Annotated in this window: 19 protein-coding genes; 9 read left to right on the top strand and 10 right to left on the bottom strand. The window is 46.4% G+C overall.

The features are described 5' to 3' along the window. Window position 1 precedes the first annotated feature (1 nt). On the top strand, window positions 2-1786 hold the full coding sequence (gene atzF, locus OCU74_RS00160) for an allophanate hydrolase (protein ID WP_087482722.1): 1785 nt from the start codon (window positions 2-4) through the stop codon (window positions 1784-1786). Between the two features lie 230 nt (window positions 1787-2016). Further along, window positions 2017-3270, top strand: a complete 1254-nt coding sequence (locus OCU74_RS00155; protein ID WP_087482785.1) for a valine--pyruvate transaminase — start codon at window positions 2017-2019, stop codon at window positions 3268-3270. A 47-nt stretch (window positions 3271-3317) separates the two neighbouring features. On the opposite strand, the gene OCU74_RS00150 is transcribed toward OCU74_RS00155, so the two are convergent. The 6 genes from OCU74_RS00150 to OCU74_RS00125 form a co-directional block, all read right to left on the bottom strand. Next, on the bottom strand, window positions 3318-3815 hold the full coding sequence (locus OCU74_RS00150; RefSeq protein ID WP_087482721.1) for a GNAT family N-acetyltransferase: 498 nt from the start codon (window positions 3813-3815) through the stop codon (window positions 3318-3320). Window positions 3816-3898: 83 nt separating this feature from the next. Further along, entirely contained in the window at window positions 3899-4318 is a 420-nt protein-coding gene (locus tag OCU74_RS00145) for an N-acetyltransferase (RefSeq protein WP_087482720.1), read from the bottom strand. Window positions 4319-4472: 154 nt separating this feature from the next. Beyond that, a complete protein-coding gene (locus tag OCU74_RS00140; protein ID WP_087482719.1) occupies window positions 4473-4991 on the bottom strand; it encodes an Hcp family type VI secretion system effector in 519 nt (172 codons plus the stop codon). A gap of 210 nt (window positions 4992-5201) precedes the next feature. Then, window positions 5202-5825 carry a protein-methionine-sulfoxide reductase heme-binding subunit MsrQ gene (locus OCU74_RS00135; protein WP_087482718.1) on the bottom strand — a complete coding sequence of 208 codons (624 nt, stop codon included), beginning with the start codon at window positions 5823-5825 and terminating at the stop codon, window positions 5202-5204. A gap of 9 nt (window positions 5826-5834) precedes the next feature. Further along, window positions 5835-6836 (bottom strand): protein-methionine-sulfoxide reductase catalytic subunit MsrP, encoded by a 1002-nt coding sequence (gene msrP / locus OCU74_RS00130; protein WP_087482717.1) that lies wholly within the window; start codon window positions 6834-6836, stop codon window positions 5835-5837. A gap of 287 nt (window positions 6837-7123) precedes the next feature. Further along, window positions 7124-7561: an Hsp20 family protein gene (locus tag OCU74_RS00125; protein WP_087482716.1), complete on the bottom strand. Its 438-nt coding sequence runs from the start codon at window positions 7559-7561 to the stop codon at window positions 7124-7126. 279 nt (window positions 7562-7840) lie between these two features. Between OCU74_RS00125 and OCU74_RS00120 the strand changes: the two genes are divergently transcribed. Continuing rightward, window positions 7841-8200, top strand: coding sequence for a hypothetical protein (locus OCU74_RS00120; RefSeq protein WP_087482715.1), 360 nt, complete (start codon window positions 7841-7843; stop codon window positions 8198-8200). A gap of 38 nt (window positions 8201-8238) precedes the next feature. On the opposite strand, the gene gyrB is transcribed toward OCU74_RS00120, so the two are convergent. The 4 genes from gyrB to dnaA form a co-directional block, all read right to left on the bottom strand. Next, window positions 8239-10653, bottom strand: coding sequence for a DNA topoisomerase (ATP-hydrolyzing) subunit B (gene gyrB, locus OCU74_RS00115; protein ID WP_087482714.1), 2415 nt, complete (start codon window positions 10651-10653; stop codon window positions 8239-8241). 19 nt (window positions 10654-10672) lie between these two features. Then, window positions 10673-11752, bottom strand: a complete 1080-nt coding sequence (gene recF, locus OCU74_RS00110; protein ID WP_087482713.1) for a DNA replication/repair protein RecF — start codon at window positions 11750-11752, stop codon at window positions 10673-10675. Window positions 11753-11808: 56 nt separating this feature from the next. After that, the gene (dnaN, locus tag OCU74_RS00105; protein ID WP_087482712.1) at window positions 11809-12909 is read right to left on the bottom strand and encodes a DNA polymerase III subunit beta; all 1101 of its coding nucleotides are present in this window, start codon (window positions 12907-12909) and stop codon (window positions 11809-11811) included. 97 nt (window positions 12910-13006) lie between these two features. Beyond that, window positions 13007-14410 carry a chromosomal replication initiator protein DnaA gene (dnaA, locus tag OCU74_RS00100; RefSeq protein WP_087482711.1) on the bottom strand — a complete coding sequence of 468 codons (1404 nt, stop codon included), beginning with the start codon at window positions 14408-14410 and terminating at the stop codon, window positions 13007-13009. A 395-nt stretch (window positions 14411-14805) separates the two neighbouring features. On the opposite strand from dnaA, the gene OCU74_RS00095 reads away from it, so the two are divergent. From OCU74_RS00095 to yidD, 6 genes are all read left to right on the top strand, one after another. Beyond that, complete coding sequence (locus tag OCU74_RS00095) at window positions 14806-15555, top strand: amino acid ABC transporter substrate-binding protein (RefSeq protein WP_087482710.1); 750 nt, start codon at window positions 14806-14808, stop codon at window positions 15553-15555. Window positions 15556-15790: 235 nt separating this feature from the next. Next, window positions 15791-16462, top strand: a complete 672-nt coding sequence (locus tag OCU74_RS00090) for an amino acid ABC transporter permease (protein ID WP_087482709.1) — start codon at window positions 15791-15793, stop codon at window positions 16460-16462. Then, window positions 16459-17196 (top strand): amino acid ABC transporter ATP-binding protein, encoded by a 738-nt coding sequence (locus OCU74_RS00085; RefSeq protein ID WP_087482708.1) that lies wholly within the window; start codon window positions 16459-16461, stop codon window positions 17194-17196. Before OCU74_RS00090 ends, OCU74_RS00085 begins: the two co-directional genes overlap by 4 nt. 274 nt (window positions 17197-17470) lie before the next feature. Next, entirely contained in the window at window positions 17471-17605 is a 135-nt protein-coding gene (gene rpmH / locus OCU74_RS00080) for a 50S ribosomal protein L34 (protein ID WP_087482707.1), read from the top strand. 46 nt (window positions 17606-17651) lie between these two features. Then, window positions 17652-17975, top strand: a complete 324-nt coding sequence (gene rnpA / locus OCU74_RS00075) for a ribonuclease P protein component (protein WP_234993637.1) — start codon at window positions 17652-17654, stop codon at window positions 17973-17975. Then, complete coding sequence (yidD, locus tag OCU74_RS00070; RefSeq protein WP_087482705.1) at window positions 17942-18199, top strand: membrane protein insertion efficiency factor YidD; 258 nt, start codon at window positions 17942-17944, stop codon at window positions 18197-18199. Before rnpA ends, yidD begins: the two co-directional genes overlap by 34 nt. The last annotated feature ends 2 nt before the right edge of the window (window positions 18200-18201 follow it).

Raw genomic sequence — 18201 nt, 5'->3', positions numbered from 1 at the left:
GATGACTTCAATCCTCACCATTGCACAATTACAGGAGGCGTACCGTTGCGGAAAACTCTCGGTACGCACCTTCTTACACGAACAACTGATGCAGGCTCAGGCTGACACACACCATGCCTGGATCAGCACACTGACCGCAGCACAACTCGATCAATACCTCGACGCATTGTCTGCCTATGATGTAGATGAACTCCCGCTGTACGGCGTTCCTTTTGCCATTAAGGATAATATCGATCTGGCCGGACTGACGACAACCGCCGGGTGCGAAGCGTATCGCTACCATCCGGAAAACTCCGCGTTTGTGGTCGAACTCCTGATCGCAGCCGGAGCGATTCCGCTGGGAAAGACCAATCTGGATCAGTTTGCGACCGGGCTGGTCGGGACACGCAGTCCGTGGGGAGCAACGACCAATAGCTTTAATCCCGACTATATTTCCGGCGGCTCCAGCGCCGGTAGTGCCGTGGCTGTGGCAACCGGTCAGGCTTTGTTTGCGCTGGGAACGGATACCGCAGGTTCCGGCCGGGTTCCGGCGGCTTTCAATAACATCTATGGACTGAAACCGACCAAAGGGCTGCTCAGTTGCAGTGGTGTGGTTCCGGCCTGCCGCAGTCTGGACTGTGTCACCTTCTTTACCGGTCACGGAGAAGATCTGGCACTGCTACATCAGGTAGCTGCAACTTATGATCGCCGGGACAGCTACGCCCGGCCGGATATTTATCCTGTCAGCACCGCTCCGAAAGCTACGTTTCAGAGATTGCGTATTGGAGTGCCTCTGCCAGACCAACTGAATTTTTTCGGCGATCAGGCTTATCAGGCCTGTTTCGAGCAAGTGCAGGAAAAACTGACAGCCCTTGGCGCAGAACTGGTTCCTTTTGACTTATCTCCGTTTCTCGCCGCAGCCAGACTGCTGTATCAGGGACCTTGGGTCGCTGAACGCTATGCTGCAATTGAAGAGTTTTTCGAACAGGATTCCTCGCGCTGCCTGCCAGTGATTCAGACAATAATCGGTCAGGCAGAGCAGTTATCAGCTGTTGATACCTTCCGGGGTTTATATCAATTACAGGACTACAAAGTGGCCTGTGATGCTTTGTTGGAAAATGTTGATGTCGTGCTCACACCGACCACTGGCACCACTTACACCATTGATCATGTCAATCAGGATCCGGTGACTCTCAACAGCAATCTCGGCTACTACACTAATTTCATGAACTTACTCGATTACTGTGCGATCGCAATTCCGGGCGGATTCACCGACGCTGACATGCCGTTCGGCTTTACACTATTTGGTCCGGCATTCTCCGATAGAATGCTGATGGATCTGGCCAGCCAATGGCAACAACGCATCCATTTGCCTGTCGGCGCCAGCGGCCAGTATCCGTCCCGGAATACACATATTGATCTGCTGGTCTGTGGTGCACATATGCAGGGATTACCTCTCAACCACCAGCTCACAGGTATTGGTGCGACACTCAAACAACGCACCCGCACCGCGTCGAGCTACCTCCTGTATGCTCTGGCCGGCGATCCACCCAAACGCCCCGGTCTGATCCGCAGTGAAACCGAAGGAACAGCGATTGAGGTTGAAGTCTGGTCGGTTCCGGTTCAGGCAATCGGCACTCTGCTCAGTCAGATTCCACATCCGCTCGGTCTGGGAAGCGTGGAGCTGAAAGGAGGTGACTGGGTGAAAGGCTTTATCTGTGAACCGATCGGCCTTAGCAATGCAGAAGATATCAGCCATTTGGGTGGCTGGCGGCATTATCTCAGCTCGCTCTCGGAGACAGAGTAGCGCATATAACATGCTCCGCCGGAAAACCGGTAGAGAAACCTCCCGCAGCAGTGAAGGAGAGAAATAAAGAGGTAAGAGTTGCTTTTCAGACAAAAATCATTACGGTTAAGTCAGGTATGATGCCTGTTGTGGGACTTATCGATAAAGCCAATACTCTGGCTCACCGGCACCATATCCGTAACGAAAAGCGATTCTTTCCTATTACAAAAAACATATCAGGTAACTCCGTCATGCAGTTCTCTTCGTTTGGTGAAAAATTTAACCGATACTCAGGTATCACTCAGCTCATGGATGATCTGAATACTGGCCTCCGTACTCCCGGAGCCATTATGCTCGGGGGCGGAAACCCGGCAGCCATTCCAACCATGCTCGATTATTTTCATCAGGCGAGTCAGTCGCTGCTCGATAGCGGCGAACTGGTTGCCGCAATGGCAAACTACGATGGTCCTCAGGGAAAAAATACCTTTCTCTGCTCACTGGCAGCCCTGCTGAAAGAAACACTCGGCTGGGATATCAGCGAGAAAAACATCAGTCTGACCAACGGCAGCCAGAGTGGATTTTTTTATCTGTTTAATCTGCTGACTGGTACTCAACCGGACGGCTCACATAAGAAAATTCTGCTGCCACTGGCCCCGGAATATATCGGTTATGGTGATGCCGGTATCGATGAAGATATCTTTATCTCCTATAAACCAGAAATCGAAATACTCGATAACGGTTTGTTTAAATACCATGTCGATTTCGAACACTTGCAGGTGGATGATTCGATTGCCGCCATTTGTGCTTCCCGTCCGACCAATCCGACCGGCAATGTGCTGACCGATGAGGAAATTCACAAGCTGGATCAGCTGGCGCGCCAGCACAATATTCCGCTCATCATTGATAATGCTTATGGCCTGCCGTTTCCGAATATCATCTTTGAAGATGTCAAACCGTTCTGGAACGACAACACCATTCTGTGTATGAGCCTGTCAAAACTTGGCCTGCCGGGCGTTCGCTGCGGTATTGTAATTGCCAATGAGAAGATTACTCAGGCACTGAGTAATCTGAACGGCATTATCAGCCTTTCTCCCGGTGGTATTGGCCCGACCGTTGCAAACTATATGATTGAACAGGGCGATCTGCTGCGCCTTAGCGCTGACGTGATTCAACCGTTCTATCGGCAGAAATCTCTGCGGGCGATTGAACTGCTGCAACAGGCAATTCCCGATCCACGTTTCCGCATCCACAAACCGGAAGGGGCGATTTTCCTTTGGCTGTGGTTTGACGAACTCCCGATCACCACCATGGAACTATATCAGCGCTTGAAAAACCGTGGTGTACTGGTGATTCCCGGCGAATATTTCTTTATCGGCCAGCAGGAAGAATGGGATCACGCTCATCAGTGTTTACGCATGAACTACGTGCAGGATGACGAACAAATGCAGAAAGGAATTGCCATCATCGCTGAAGAAATTGAGAAGGCATATCAGGAAAGTGCTTAAGTACTGAGAGGAGAGGCTGACTGACCTCTCCTTTATTTTATAAACAGCTACGATGCGGTTTTCTTATAAATTTTCATCCCTCTTGCCTGATAATTCGCTAACGCATATTCATGATCAAGGGTGCAGGTATGTACCCAAACCCGCTGCGGGTCATCCCAGTTCCATGCAGACTTCAGTGCATGAGTCAGCAGATATCCGCCAAATCCCTGCCCCATAAAATCCGGAGACAACCCGAAGTAAGCAATTTCGATATTCCCGCCAGCCTGTTGCTGCAACTCGTAATAACCGGCAATACTTCCCTGACTTAAAGCAAACCAGGTTCTCACTTGTGGAGATTCAGCATATGCCTGCCATTCGTGATCGGAAAGCATCAGCTTATCCCGCCATTGCCAGGGTTCTCCGACTAACTGATAGAGATAACGGTTAAAACGGTAATTTTTTACTTCCGCTTCAATAACTTCGAGCCCTTCAGGCTGAGGCTTTGCATTCAACTCTTCCGCAGAGTGCATTTCAAGATAATATGTAGTCACTTCCTGTTGTTTCATTCTGATTCCATATCTCCGGGTGTATTGCTGCAAACTATACCTACAAAAGAATATCCTCACAAAAGGATCCCGATTGCAAAAAATTAGCCGTACATCAGATATTCAGGACATCCGGTATGCTCATCGACCTGTTCACCGATCACCTTGAAGCCTTGAGAGAGATAAAACTGGTAACTCGCTTCATTGGCCTGATATACCGTCAGCGTTAAAGACTCTCTGCAACTTCTGGCGTGGGTGAGTAACTGCTTACCAATGCCTTGCCCCTGCTTTTCCGGAATCACAAAAATTGCAGCCAGATTATTTTCATATAATGAGCAAAAGCCGACAATTTCCGAATCCTGTTCATAGAGGTAAGTTTCCGCAGCAGGAAGATAGAGATGACGCATATTTTCAAGCTGAGACTGCCAGAACTCAGGCGCAATAAAGTGATGAGCCTGAAGCGAAGCCGCAAACCAGATTTCCAGAATCCGATCAATATCTGTAGCCCGATACGCTCGTATCATTTTGTATCCATGAATCAATTGATGTGGTAACAGAAGAGAATATCTGAGAAGAAAAAACAATATTAGTCAAAATAATGTTGCCCACCAACAGGTGAGCAACAAGACAATCAAAGCATTGCCGCGCAGGCACATCACGTACCTGCGTATCAGACAATTAAGCTTCGACTGGTTTACGCCAGTCGTCAGCACCAGAAGTACCAGCGTTAACGTGATCCCAGGTGATCTTACGGTAAGACATAGATACAGTCAGATTCTGAGTGAAATCTGCGTCTGCTGGGTTCTGGCAGTGTGGCATTTCACACTTGATGTCAACGATAGTTGCGTTTTCAAGTGTTGTAGTGAAGAAGTTTTCTTGTTTGCCTTCGATTGAAGTGCGGTACCACTTCAGCGTTACAGCAGACATTTTTTCACCTGAAGACAGCGCGTTATATAGCAGAGGAACAGCTTTGTTCAGGTTCACAGTGAATTTGAATGGCTTGTGAACACGCTGACCGGATGGCTGACCAGACTGAGGGTCAGTTGGGACAGTCACAACGTGGTCAAACTGCTGAACCATCATTTCGTCTTCGTGACCTTCAACAAAAGAGTCACCGATAGAATCAGCTGTACAGGCACCTGCGGTAATCAGTCCCTGAGTTTCACCTTCGATTGAGATATAACATGGAGTTGGCATAGTGTAATTCCTTCAATTATCAGTCGTTTTGTCGTTCTGAGCCGAACGACACTATGACTGAATAAGAGCAAAGGCTATGCCAACTGTGCAAACATTAAAAATCAATAACTTATAAAAACAAACAAATAAGTATGAGCAAAAAGTTGCCCAGAGTCGAGCAAGATCTTGCCCAGCGAGCAAAAAGTTGCCCGCGAGATTCAGGTAATACGCTTACTGATGATGGGTTTGGGAACTGATCCGACGCCGAAAACGGGACTGCCAGAAATTCCACCACTGCGGCATTCGAAAACTGAGCAACAGTCCTCCGAGAAAACCGTAAAGTGCGGCTTCGTAATAGCTTGAACGGACCTGCCAGAACAAATGAATCCAACCCAGAATCAACGCAACATAAACCAGCCTGTGTAGCGTCTGCCAGCGTTTCCCCAGCCGTTTCATCCAGCCTTTGGTAGATGTTATACCTAAAGCAATCAGAATCAGCAGCGCCGGTGCACCCACCAGAATATAAGGACGCTTGACGATCTCCGCCCCTAAAAAAGCCAGATTACCGCCCAGAATGAACTGATAGTATGCCAGCAGATGCAGCAATCCATAGAACAGAGCAAAGAGTCCCAGCATCCGGCGGTGCGTCATCAGCCAGCGCCACTTCAGATGCCGGACCAAAGGCGAAACGGTCAGCGTGATCAGCAGAAAACGCAGCGTCCACAAGCCGGTTTCCAGTACGATGGTTTTAGCCGGATCACCTCCCAGACTCTGGTTAACGATTCCCCATATCAGCAACGATACCGGCGCACACCCCAGAATAAAAATCACAATACGACGTAAAGTAACCGGCATGTTGCTCTCCTAATAATAACGCGACAAATCCATTCCCTGATACAGAGAAGCGACTTCGTCATAACCGTTAAACAGTTGGGTCGGAATAATATTCGGCCGTAACAGACCCGATGGCAGACGCCGCTCTTTTTTCTGACTCCAGCGCGGATGGTCGACCTGTGGGTTCACATTGGCATAAAATCCGTACTCATGCGGCGCCAGCAGATTCCAGGTAGTCGGTGGCTGTTGTTCTGTCAGCTCAATTTTGACAATTGATTTGATACTTTTAAAACCATATTTCCACGGCACCACCAGCCGGAATGGCGCACCATTCTGATTCGGTAGTGTTTTTCCATATAAACCAACGGCAATCATTGTCAGCGGATGCATGGCTTCATCAATTCTCAATCCTTCAACATAAGGCCAGTCAATCGAACTGAACAGACTCTTCTGTCCCGGCATCTGCTCAGGACGTTCCACGGTAGTAAAAGCGACATACTTCGCTTTGCTGGTTGGCTCAAACCGTTTGAGTAACGTGGCTAAAGGAAAACCGATCCAGGGAATAACCATTGACCAGGCTTCCACACAACGTAGTCGGTAAATGCGCTCTTCCAGTGTGATGCCTTTCAGTAAATCTTCTAAATGATACGTCCCCGGCTTAGCAACTTCTCCACCGATTTCCACCTGCCACGGAAATGGCTGAAAAGTATCACTCTCATCAGCCGGATCGCTTTTGCTGTACCCGAATTCATAGAAATTGTTGTACTGTGTCACGTCTTTATAAGGCGTTAAAGGATCACTGATGACCTGCTGATTTGCCTGAGCATCACTCAATTGCTGTTTCAGCCATTGTGGTGCTTCCGGCTGAAAATCCCCCGCGTCCTGACCGGGTTTAGCTTCTACAGACAGCGATGGGAGCATCACGCTGGCTCCAAGAGCCAGAGATCCTTGCATAAATTTCCGGCGGGCCCGGTAAATGGCTTCCGGTGTAACATCAGCTTCCGTAAGCTGTGGTTTTTTCCTGATCAACATAAGCTATCCTTCCATACCCTGATTCGCGTTGGTTGTTTTTTAGCCTTTATCAAACTGTATCGCTTAATGGCAACACCAGCCAGGACGAATGTTTTGAATTCGCCGTCACTCAACAGTTCTGTTTTTATTAGACGGACAGGATGGGAATTTATTACACGGGATTAAATGTTTTTTGTAATGAAGAAACACAAAGGCAGGAACAACAATGTCAGGCCATGACAAACTTCCAGACAGATCAAAAAGAGCGCCGGATGGCGCTCTTTCACAACTTTCCCTGCGGAAAATAATTATTTATTTTCGATCAGGTTTTTACCGTTAATTGCAATTTTGCGTGGCTGCATTGCTTCAGGAATTTCCCGTTCTAAATCAACATGTAGCAGGCCATTTTCCATGGTCGCACCCACAACTTTGACATAATCAGCCAACTGGAATTTGCGTTCGAAATTACGTTCTGCAATTCCTTGGTAGATATATGTTTTCTCATCTTCAGGTTTACGTTCACCACGAACAATCAGGGTATTTTCCTGTTGGGTAATATCCAGCTCCGGTTCAGCAAACCCGGCAACAGCCATCGTGATCCGATACTGATTTTCGTTTTTTTGTTCAATGTTGTATGGCGGATAACCTGAAGAGCCATTTTTAGTATTGGCGGCTTCCATTAAATTAAACAGACGGTCAAAACCAATGGCATTACGGTATAAAGGTGTGAAATCGATGGTTCTCATATCCTATCCTCGCTATGAAGCAATAGTTATCATGCTTATTTGCATATGATTGTTTTGTTCAACTTTCTGTTCAGATGACCCAGAGAGCGAACAGTCTTGTTCCGGATAAACTTACCTTCTCATCAGAGCAAGGTTGCTATCCAATCCAGAGGTCCAATAAGGCATCCTCTTCATTCATAGATATAAGGGTATTAAAATTAATTTCAAGTAGGATTTCAGAAAAACATTGTATTAATATATAACTCACTAATAATAAACATAGGTATAAAGGTGTAATAAATGATCAAAAAAGTATTACTGGCAGTCTTTGTTTTCTTCTATTGCCAGGCAGCATTAGCTTGGAGCCAGCTAGATAAAATAGCAGAAATAAAAGTAGCAGATGGGAATAAAACACTAATTAGATTTGAAAATGCAACATGGCATGACTGTGGCAATAGCACACAACAGAATCCGAATCCTTTTTTTATTATTAGTGAAGACACTGTATCGGATCAAAGAAAACAGATGTTTTCTATCGCTCTAACTGCACTAACATCGAATAAACAGGTTTGGATAATTACCGGAAACTCTAATAACAATTCGCCTAAATGTAACGCAGATGGATATGAATGGGTCTATCAAATTTCAATCTATCCGTAGCAGAAAAGGGTCCCTTCCGGGACCCTTTTTTGAAATAATTACACGTCCAGATTCGCTACTTTCAGCGCATTATCTTCGATAAAGGCCCGGCGTGGTTCAACCTGATCACCCATGAGAGTGGTAAACAGTTCATCGGCACCAACGGCATCTTCAATCGTCACCTGCATCATGCGGCGCGTTTCAGGATCCATGGTTGTTTCCCACAACTGATCAGGGTTCATCTCACCCAGACCTTTGTATCGCTGATATGACAAACCACGGCGGGATTCTTTAACCAGCCACTGAATTGCTTCAGCAAAGCTGCTGACCGGCTGAGTCCGTTCACCACGTTGAATATAGGCGCCATCTTCAATCAGTCCGTTCAATTCCTCGGATAATGCAGCCAGCGAGCCGTACTCTTTCGAATTGAGCAAATCGACACTCAGCGCATACTCATAAGTCACACCATGAGTCCGAACTGTCACTTTCGGCGAATAAATACCAGTTTCCTCATGCTGTTCAACTGAATAGCTGTACTGACTTGCACCAACTTCTTTGGCATTGAGCTGCTCAATCAACTGCTTGGTCCAGGCTTCAACTTTCGCTTCATCAGCACAATCAGCTTCAGTCAGACGAGGCACATAAACAAACTCACCAACCAGGGCATGAGGATAACGGCGACTCATACGGTCAATCAGCTTCATTGCTGAATTATAACGCTGAACCAACCCTTCCAGAGCTTCTCCGGCCAGAGCAGGAGCATCGGGATTCACGTGGAAAGATGCACCATCCAGTGCCAGTGAAATCTGATACAGATTCATCGCATCTTCATCTTTAATGTACTGCTCTTGTTTACCTTTTTTCACTTTATATAGTGGTGGCTGAGCAATATACACATAACCGCGCTCGATCAACTCGGGCATCTGGCGGTAGAAGAAAGTCAGCAGCAACGTACGGATGTGAGAACCATCGACGTCCGCATCGGTCATGATGATGATATTGTGATAACGCAGTTTATCCGGGTTATATTCATCCCGGCCAATACCACAGCCCAGAGCAGTGATCAGAGTTGCGACTTCCTGAGAAGACAGCATTTTATCAAAGCGGGCTTTTTCAACGTTGAGGATTTTACCTTTCAGCGGCAGAATCGCCTGATTTTTCCGGTTCCGGCCTTGTTTGGCAGAGCCACCAGCCGAATCACCCTCCACAATATACAGTTCAGAAAGAGCCGGATCTTTTTCCTGACAGTCCGCCAGTTTCCCCGGCAAGCCGGCTAGATCCAATGCACCTTTACGCCGAGTCATCTCACGCGCTTTCCGCGCCGCTTCACGGGCACGGGCTGCATCGATAATTTTCGAACAAACAATTTTGGCTTCATTCGGGTTTTCAATCAGAAACTCAGCTAGTTTTTCACCCATCGTAGTTTCAACCGCAGATTTCACTTCTGAAGAAACCAGTTTGTCTTTGGTCTGGCTGGAGAATTTAGGATCTGGAACTTTCACGGAAATAACGGCGGTCAAACCTTCACGGGCATCATCTCCGGATGTCGCTGTTTTCTCTTTCTTACTGAAACCTTCTTTATCCATGAATGAGTTCAGTGTCCGTGTTAGTGCAGCCCGGAAACCTGCCATGTGGGTTCCGCCATCCCGCTGAGGAATGTTGTTGGTAAAGCAGTAAATACTTTCCTGGAAACCATCATTCCACTGCATTGCGACTTCAACCGTGATGCCATCTTCCCGTTCCTGATTGAAGTGGAACACTCTTTCATGAATCGGGGTTTTATTGCGGTTCAGGTGAGAAACAAATGCCTGAATTCCCCCTTCATACATGAAGTGGTCCTGCTTACTATCACGCTCGTCACTCAGCTTGATCGAAACACCAGAGTTGAGGAAAGAAAGCTCACGCAGACGCTTGGCAAGAATTTCGTAGTGGAACTCGACATTAGTAAATGTTTCATTACTCGGCCAGAAACGAACCGTCGTTCCTGATTTTTCAGTTTCACCGACCACAGCCAATGGTGCCTGAGGTACGCCATGATGATAAGTCTGGGTATGGATTTGGCCACCACGGTGAATCGTCAGCACAACTTTTTCAGACAGTGCATTCACCACAGAAATACCCACACCGTGCAATCCGCCGGAAACTTTATATGAGTTATCGTCAAATTTCCCGCCGGCGTGCAGCACCGTCATGATAACTTCTGCCGCAGAAACGTTCTCTTCCGCGTGAAGTTCGGTCGGAATACCACGTCCGTCATCACTGACAGATACAGAGTTATCTTCGTGAATCGTCACAATGATATCTTTACAGTAACCCGCTAACGCTTCATCAATTGAGTTATCCACCACCTCAAAGACCATGTGGTGCAGGCCCGTACCATCATCCGTGTCGCCGATGTACATCCCCGGACGCTTTCTTACTGCGTCCAGACCTTTCAGTACTTTAATACTCGATGAATCGTAATTATTCGACATGAGTTACTCTCTTTATTTTTTATCCTTGCTCTATCCGGCCCTGTTCCACATGGAACAACCTGCTGTCCGACATTAACATGTCATTCACCTGATCCCGGGTAATAGAACTTACAAAAACTTGTGCTCCGGTCGCTTTCAGACAGTCAGCCAGTCTTTTACGACGCTCACTGTCCAACTCGGAAGCAAAATCATCAATGAGATAAATACATTGTTTACCGGTTAACGATGTCAAATGTTGCCCTTGTGCAACCCGCAGGGCGCAAACCATCAGCTTGAGCTGACCACGGGACAACACATCTTCAACCGGTGTGCCGTTCACTTTTATTCTTAAATCCGCTTTGTTCGGGCCACTGAACGTGTAGCCTAACATTTTATCGCGTTCAAAATTTCTTTCGAGAAGCGTCTGATATAACGTCTCTTTTTCCCAGCCACGGTAATATTGTAACTGGATTTCAAATTCCGGTAAAAATGACCGGCAAAGTGTCTCTGCCACCGGCTTAATCTGGGCCACATAATCCGCACGCCATGCATCAATCTGCTCGGCAAGAAGCGAAAGTTCCGCATCCCAGTATTTAAGCTCCCGGTAGTCTGTCGCCGTCTTGAGCAATGCGTTACGTTGCTTACTCAAACGACGAAAGCGCCCCCAGGCATCAAAAAAAGCCGCAATGGAATGAAACACACCCCAGTCGATAAATGCCCGCCGTTGCTTCGGACCATCCGTAAGTAGCTCAAAGCCCTCCGGGTGAATCAATTGCAAGGGAAGCACCTGTGCCAGCTGAGCCAGTTTTTGCCCGGACTGACCCCCTATTTTAACCTCAACTGAGCCATCACGCTGCTTATTAATGCCGACAGGTATCTCAATTTGGTCCGGGTTCAAAAAACGGCCGTGAACAAACAGTTCCTGGCACTCATTCTGAATCACTCTGCCGGTTAAATTACTCTTGAAGGAACGCCCGTGTCCCAGCATATAAATCGCTTCAAGGACACTGGTTTTGCCGCTTCCGTTCGCGCCGATAAGAAAGTTAAAGCCTGATGATAATGAGATATCACAGGCTTTGATATTCCTAAACTGCTGAATCATTAAGCGCGAAAGAGGCATACTTCAATCAATCTTAAAGACAATCTATCGTTAAAGACGAATTCATCCGATCAGACTTATAACCGAATCGGCATGACGACATACATTGCACTATCGTCTTCAACATTTTCGATCAAAGCACTGGCATTCGAATCCGACATAGAAATCCGCACATTATCGCACTTCAGAGTATTCAGGACATCCAGAACATAGCTGACGTTAAAACCGATCTCTATCGAGTCTCCGTCAAAATTAACATCCAGCACTTCTTCTGCTTCTTCCTGTTCCGGGTTATTTGCTGTAATCCGCATCTCATTACCGTCAACGTTCAGACGTACACCACGGAATTTCTCATTCGACAGGATGGCAACGCGGGAAAACGCGTGACGCAATACATCACAGGATGCAACCAACATTTTATTGGTACTCTGCGGCAATACCCGACGATAATCAGGAAAACGCCCATCAATCAATTTTGAAGTAAAAATAAACTGATTAACTTCAACACGGACGTTGGCACTACCAATTTGTACGATAACCGGCTGTTCCGGCGCATCCAACAATTTTACCAGTTCCAGAACACCTTTGCGCGGAACAATTATTTGTTGGGCCGCCAATGATTCAGGCAATTCAACCTGAGCGACAGCCATCCGGTGACCATCGGTTGCCACCGAGCGCAATGTTGTCTCTTCAATATCAAACAACATACCATTGAGATAATAGCGAACATCCTGATTTGCCATTGAAAACTGAGTTTTTTCGATCAGGCCACGTAGATCAGCCTGCGATAAAGTCAGTGACAGCTCGCTCTGCCAGTCTTCAATATTTGGAAAATCTTTTGCCGGCAGAGTCGCCAGAGAAAACCGGCTGCGTCCGGAACGAATCTGTAACCGATCACCATCGAGTAAAACAGAAATCACAGCATCATCGGGCAAACCCCGGCAGATATCGAGGAATTTCCGGGCAGGTACCGTAACACTGCCGGTTTCCACATCCCCTTCCAAAGCGACTTTACCCACCAGTTCAACTTCCAGATCGGTGGCCGTCAGCATAAGCATGTCACCTTCAACCGCCAGCAACAAATTGCCAAGGATCGGCAGAGTTGTCCGTCCGCCAACCGTTCCGGATACCTGCTGAAGCGGTTTAATCAAATTGCTACGTTCAATGGTAAATTTCATAGTTCGCTCTTTATTTATGGAACCCAACCGATAAAGACCGGGTTATCCATCAACACAGTACTATTTGTTCAATATAGCTGTTTTTTCTATACAAATATCAGGAAGAGAGCGTCCGAATCAGGTTTGAGTAATCTTCCTTGATATCGTGACTTTCTTCTCTTAGCTGTTCAATCTTACGACAGGCATGAAGGACAGTCGTATGATCACGTCCACCAAACGCATCGCCGATTTCCGGCAGACTATGGTTTGTCAGTTCCTTGGCCAGTGCCATTGCCAGTTGACGAGGGCGGGCAACCGAACGGGAACGACGTTTCGACAGTAAATCTGCAACCTTGATTTTATAATACTCAGCAACGGTTTTCTGAATATTATCAATCGTGACCAGTTTTTCCTGTAAAGCCAGTAAATCACGCAAAGCTTCACGAACAAAGTCAATCGTAATCGGCCGACCAGTAAAATTAGCATTGGCAATTACACGGTTCAATGCACCTTCCAGCTCACGAACATTGGAACGTAGCCGTTTCGCAATAAAGAAAGCCACTTCGTCAGCCAGATGAATCTGGTGATCTTCCGCTTTCTTCATCAGTATCGCCACACGCGTTTCCAGCTCCGGCGGCTCAATTGCGACGGTCAGTCCCCAACCAAAACGGGATTTGAGACGATCTTCCACACCGTTAATTTCTTTCGGATAACGATCGGAAGTCAGAATGATTTGCTGGTTGCCTTCAAGCAACGCATTAAAAGTATGGAAAAATTCTTCCTGAGATCGTTCTTTGTTTGCAAAGAACTGAATATCATCGATCAAAAGTGCATCAACACTACGGTAGTAACGCTTAAATTCTTCTATCGCATTGTTTTGCAGTGCTTTAACCATATCCTGCACAAAACGCTCAGAATGCATATAAACCACTTTTGCATGTGGATTATGATCAACGATCGCATTACCGACAGCATGCAGCAGGTGAGTTTTACCCAGGCCGGTTCCACCGTATAAAAATAGCGGGTTATAAGCGGCGCCGGGGTTATCAGCAACCTGTTTTGCCGCAGCCAGACCGAGCTGGTTGGACTTACCTTCAACAAAGTTATTGAACTTATGTTTCGGGTTCATATTCGATCGATAATTAATTTCGATCGGTGCAGATTCATCATCCCAGGTTTTATGTACGGGTTTTCTGGCCTGAAGCCGGGCCGGTGCTGAAGATTCAGCAGCAACATCTGCCGGCGTTCTTACCGGAGCCGGTTTGGGTTCAGCAACCGGACGGGTTCCAATTTCAAAACGTAAACTTGGAATATCATTCCCACAATACTCGTTGAGAAGACGATTGATGCTATTGAGATACTTATCCCGTACCCAATCAAGCACAAAACGGTTTGGGGCGAATAAAGTGAGAGTATTGTCATTGAGCTCGGCTTGCAGCGGTCGAACCCACATGCTGAATTCTGTCGCCGGAAGCTCTTCCTGAAGCTGTTGCAGACACTGCAACCAAAGAGAAGATGACACCTGTTCCCTCACTCTGATTAGATGATCGATAAAGATTGGCAATTCTACCTGTTGATCTCAAAGATCGCCAGCAAATGATCGACAAACCTGTAAACTAGATCCAAGTTATTCACACATTTTGCCCTATTTATTCTTGGATCTATCCAAAATGTCCCTAATTTACCCACATATCCGTGCACAAAAAGGTTGATCCTGCAAAGTTATCCCCAGTTTAGAGTATTCACTTTAAGCAAGGAGTGACCTGCATCGAATCCTGCTAAAGATCTTTGAGACAAATGAAAATATGGATCATGATTCATATATCGAGCATAGGTTATGATCCATAACTTATCGTTATTTCTTTTGTTATGATATATATCATTAAAATAAGCGTACGAAAGATTTTGGAGATCAACATGAAAAAATGGTTCACCGCTGCAATTGCAGCTCTCGTCTTTACAACAATGAATGTACAGGCAGCAACGGAAGTTAAAGTCGGCATGTCCGGTCGTTACTTTCCGTTCACGTTTGTCAAAAAAGATGAATTACAAGGCTTCGAAGTTGATCTATGGAAAGAAATCGGCAAGCGTAATGACTATCAGGTGAAATTCGTCACAGCGAGCTTCTCTGGATTGTTTGGTCTGCTGGAAACCGGACGTATCGATACTATTTCCAATCAGATCACGATTACAGATGCCCGTAAACAGAAGTATCTGTTCTCTGATCCGTATGTGATCGACGGCGCTCAAATTGCAGTACGCAAAGGCAATGATACGATTCACGGCCTGGATGACCTCAAAGGTAAAACAGTTGCTGTCAATCTGGGTTCTAACTTTGAGCAACTACTGCGCCAATACGACACCGATAACCAAATCAACATCAAAACTTATGACTCAAGCTTTGAACAGGATGTTGCACTTGGCCGGGTTGATGCCTTTGTAATGGATCGTCTGTCTATTCTGGAAGTGATTCAGAAGTCAGGTTTGCCACTGCAACTGGCCGGAAAACCATTTGAAACCATCGAGAATGCCTGGCCATTTCTGAACAATGCACAAGGCAAAAAACTTCAGGGAGAAGTCAACAAGGCTCTCACTGAAATGCGGGCAGATGGTACACTCAGCCAGATCTCAGAAAAATGGTTCAATACCGATATTACTAAAAAATAATTGAACCACAGCTATGATTCTGAAGAACCAGAATTATATCGTAACCCACTGCCCAAAATGCTGTGCAGTGGGTTTTATTTTTTACCGACATCTATACCCAGTGATTCTCGCCGAAACTGCATCTTGAGGTCATCTGGGTATATACATGCATTTACACACTCATATTCAGAAAATACCGCTTCTTTAACAGGCATTTTCTGATAACAGAGAGACGATAAAAAAGAAGACACAGATTATGGGATTTGATTTTCAATACATGCTGGAGCTGATGCCAATTCTGCTCAAGTATCTCGGAATAACAATAGAGTTAGCCTGCTGGGGTATGGTGCTCTCCATCATTTTATCAGTCATCATTGCAAATATCCGGGTCTTTCGAATTCCAGTACTCGATCAGATTTGCCAGCTTTATATCAGCTACTTTCGTGGTACACCACTACTGGTGCAACTATTCCTCTTTTATTACGGATTACCGCAAATTTTTCCAGTCATGACTGGAATGGACGCCTACAGTGCTGCAATTCTGGGTCTGGCACTCCATTTTTCTGCCTATATGGCAGAAACGATTCGTGCCGCCATTATTGGTGTTGACCGGAGCCAGATGGAAGCCAGTCTTTCGGTCGGTATGACCACCGTCCAGGCAATGCGTCGCATTATTTTACCGCAAGCAACCCGCATCGCGCTGCCTTCACTGATGAACTATTTCATCGATATGATCAAATCAACTTCACTGGCATTTACTCTGGGCGTTGCCGAGATCATGGCCAAAGCGCAAATGGAAGCGTCTTCGAGCTTTCATTATTTTGAAGCCTTCCTCGCGGTATCTTTTATTTACTGGGGAGTTACACTTCTCCTGACCCGAGTCCAGAACTGGGCAGAACACAAACTCAATAAGGCGTATATGAGATGATCAAGTTAACTAATATTCATAAACGTTTCGGAGAGAGTGAAATTCTCAAAGGTATTGATCTTGAGATCAATCAGGGCGAGATCATTGTCATCATCGGTTCCAGCGGCACCGGTAAATCGACACTCCTGCGCTGTGTTAATTTTCTGGAGAATGCCGATCAAGGCAGCATTACCATAGGCGATGTCAGTGTCGACAGCGCAAATCCGAATAAAAATGACGTACTGGCCCTGCGTCGGAAAACCGGATTCGTATTCCAGAACTATGCGTTATTTTCCCACCTGACAGCGAAACAGAACATTGCGGAAGGATTGATCACCGTACGCGGCTGGAAAAAAGATCAGGCTTATGATCGTGCCCGCGAAATTCTCAGTGAAATCGGGCTTGGGGATAAAAGTGATCAATATCCGGCATCTCTTTCCGGTGGTCAGCAACAGCGGGTCGGGATTGGCCGGGCAATGGCACTGGAACCCGAACTACTGTTATTTGATGAACCGACATCTGCTCTCGACCCAGAGTGGGTGGGCGAAGTCCTGAGTTTAATGAAAAAACTTGCCCGGGTTCATCAGACCATGCTGGTGGTGACACATGAGATGCAATTTGCCAGAGAAGTCGCCGATCGTGTGATCTTTATGGCTGAAGGTAAAATCGTTGAGCAAGGATCTCCACAGGATATATTCAATCATCCACAGGATATCCGCTTACAAAAATTCTTAAATCAGGTCGGGATCGATTAAGGATCCTTGAGATTTTATCCGTACAACGTATAATCGCCCGACCAAGTTGAAACAGAAGTCGGAATCATCGGATTGTTTGCTTTTATATAGGCAATCAATGAGAGAGATTCAAGAACTTCGTTTCCCCAATTATTGACACCATCGGTGGCAGTGATTACAATTCCGCCTCTTTGTTGAAAGGCGTCGGAATTTTGCCTCTTGAAAAAGAGGGAGAGCTAACCCAACGCCGGGTTTAACAAGAACCTAGAAACTACTGATCAGTAAGGTAAAAACCATGAAACGCACTTTTCAACCTACAGTTCTGAAGCGCAAACGTACTCACGGTTTCCGTGCTCGTATGGCAACTAAGAACGGTCGTAAAGTACTTAACGCACGTCGTGCGAAAGGCCGTGCTCGCCTGTCAAAATAATCTCTGACTTATTTTGAACAAGTACGCTTTTCGTCGGGAGTTACGTTTGTTAACTCCCGAACACTACCAACACGTATTCCAGCAAGCCCATAGTGCTGGCTCGCCTCACTTTACCATCATTGCCCGTAAAAACTCCCTCTCCCATCCAAGATTGGGATTAGCCGTTCCGAAAAAACAGATAAAAACTGCCGTTGGCCGCAACCGTTTTAAACGACTTGCCCGGGAAAGTTTTCGCCTGAAGCAGCACGAATTGCCGCATAAAGACTTTGTCGTTATTGCGAAGAAAAGCGCTCAGGAACTCAGCAATGACGAAATAACGAAGCTGTTTGATAAACTATGGCAACGCCTGTCTCGCCCTTATCGTGGTTAGTCATCGGACTCATTTACCTATACAGGTGGCTGATTAGCCCTCTGATAGGACCACGTTGTCGATTTACTCCAACCTGTTCCCGATATGCGATCGATGCATTGAAAGCTCACGGTTTTGTAAAAGGATGTTGGTTATCAGGCAAACGTCTATTAAAATGCCACCCTCTGAATGAAGGGGGGTATGACCCCGTTCCACCTAACCGAAGACAAGACAGAGATAAATAACG

It is taken from the genome of Vibrio mangrovi, from assembly GCF_024346955.1.
In the GTDB taxonomy this organism is placed as follows: Bacteria; Pseudomonadota; Gammaproteobacteria; order Enterobacterales; family Vibrionaceae; genus Vibrio; species Vibrio mangrovi.
This window is presented reverse-complemented; position numbering and strand designations above follow the sequence as displayed.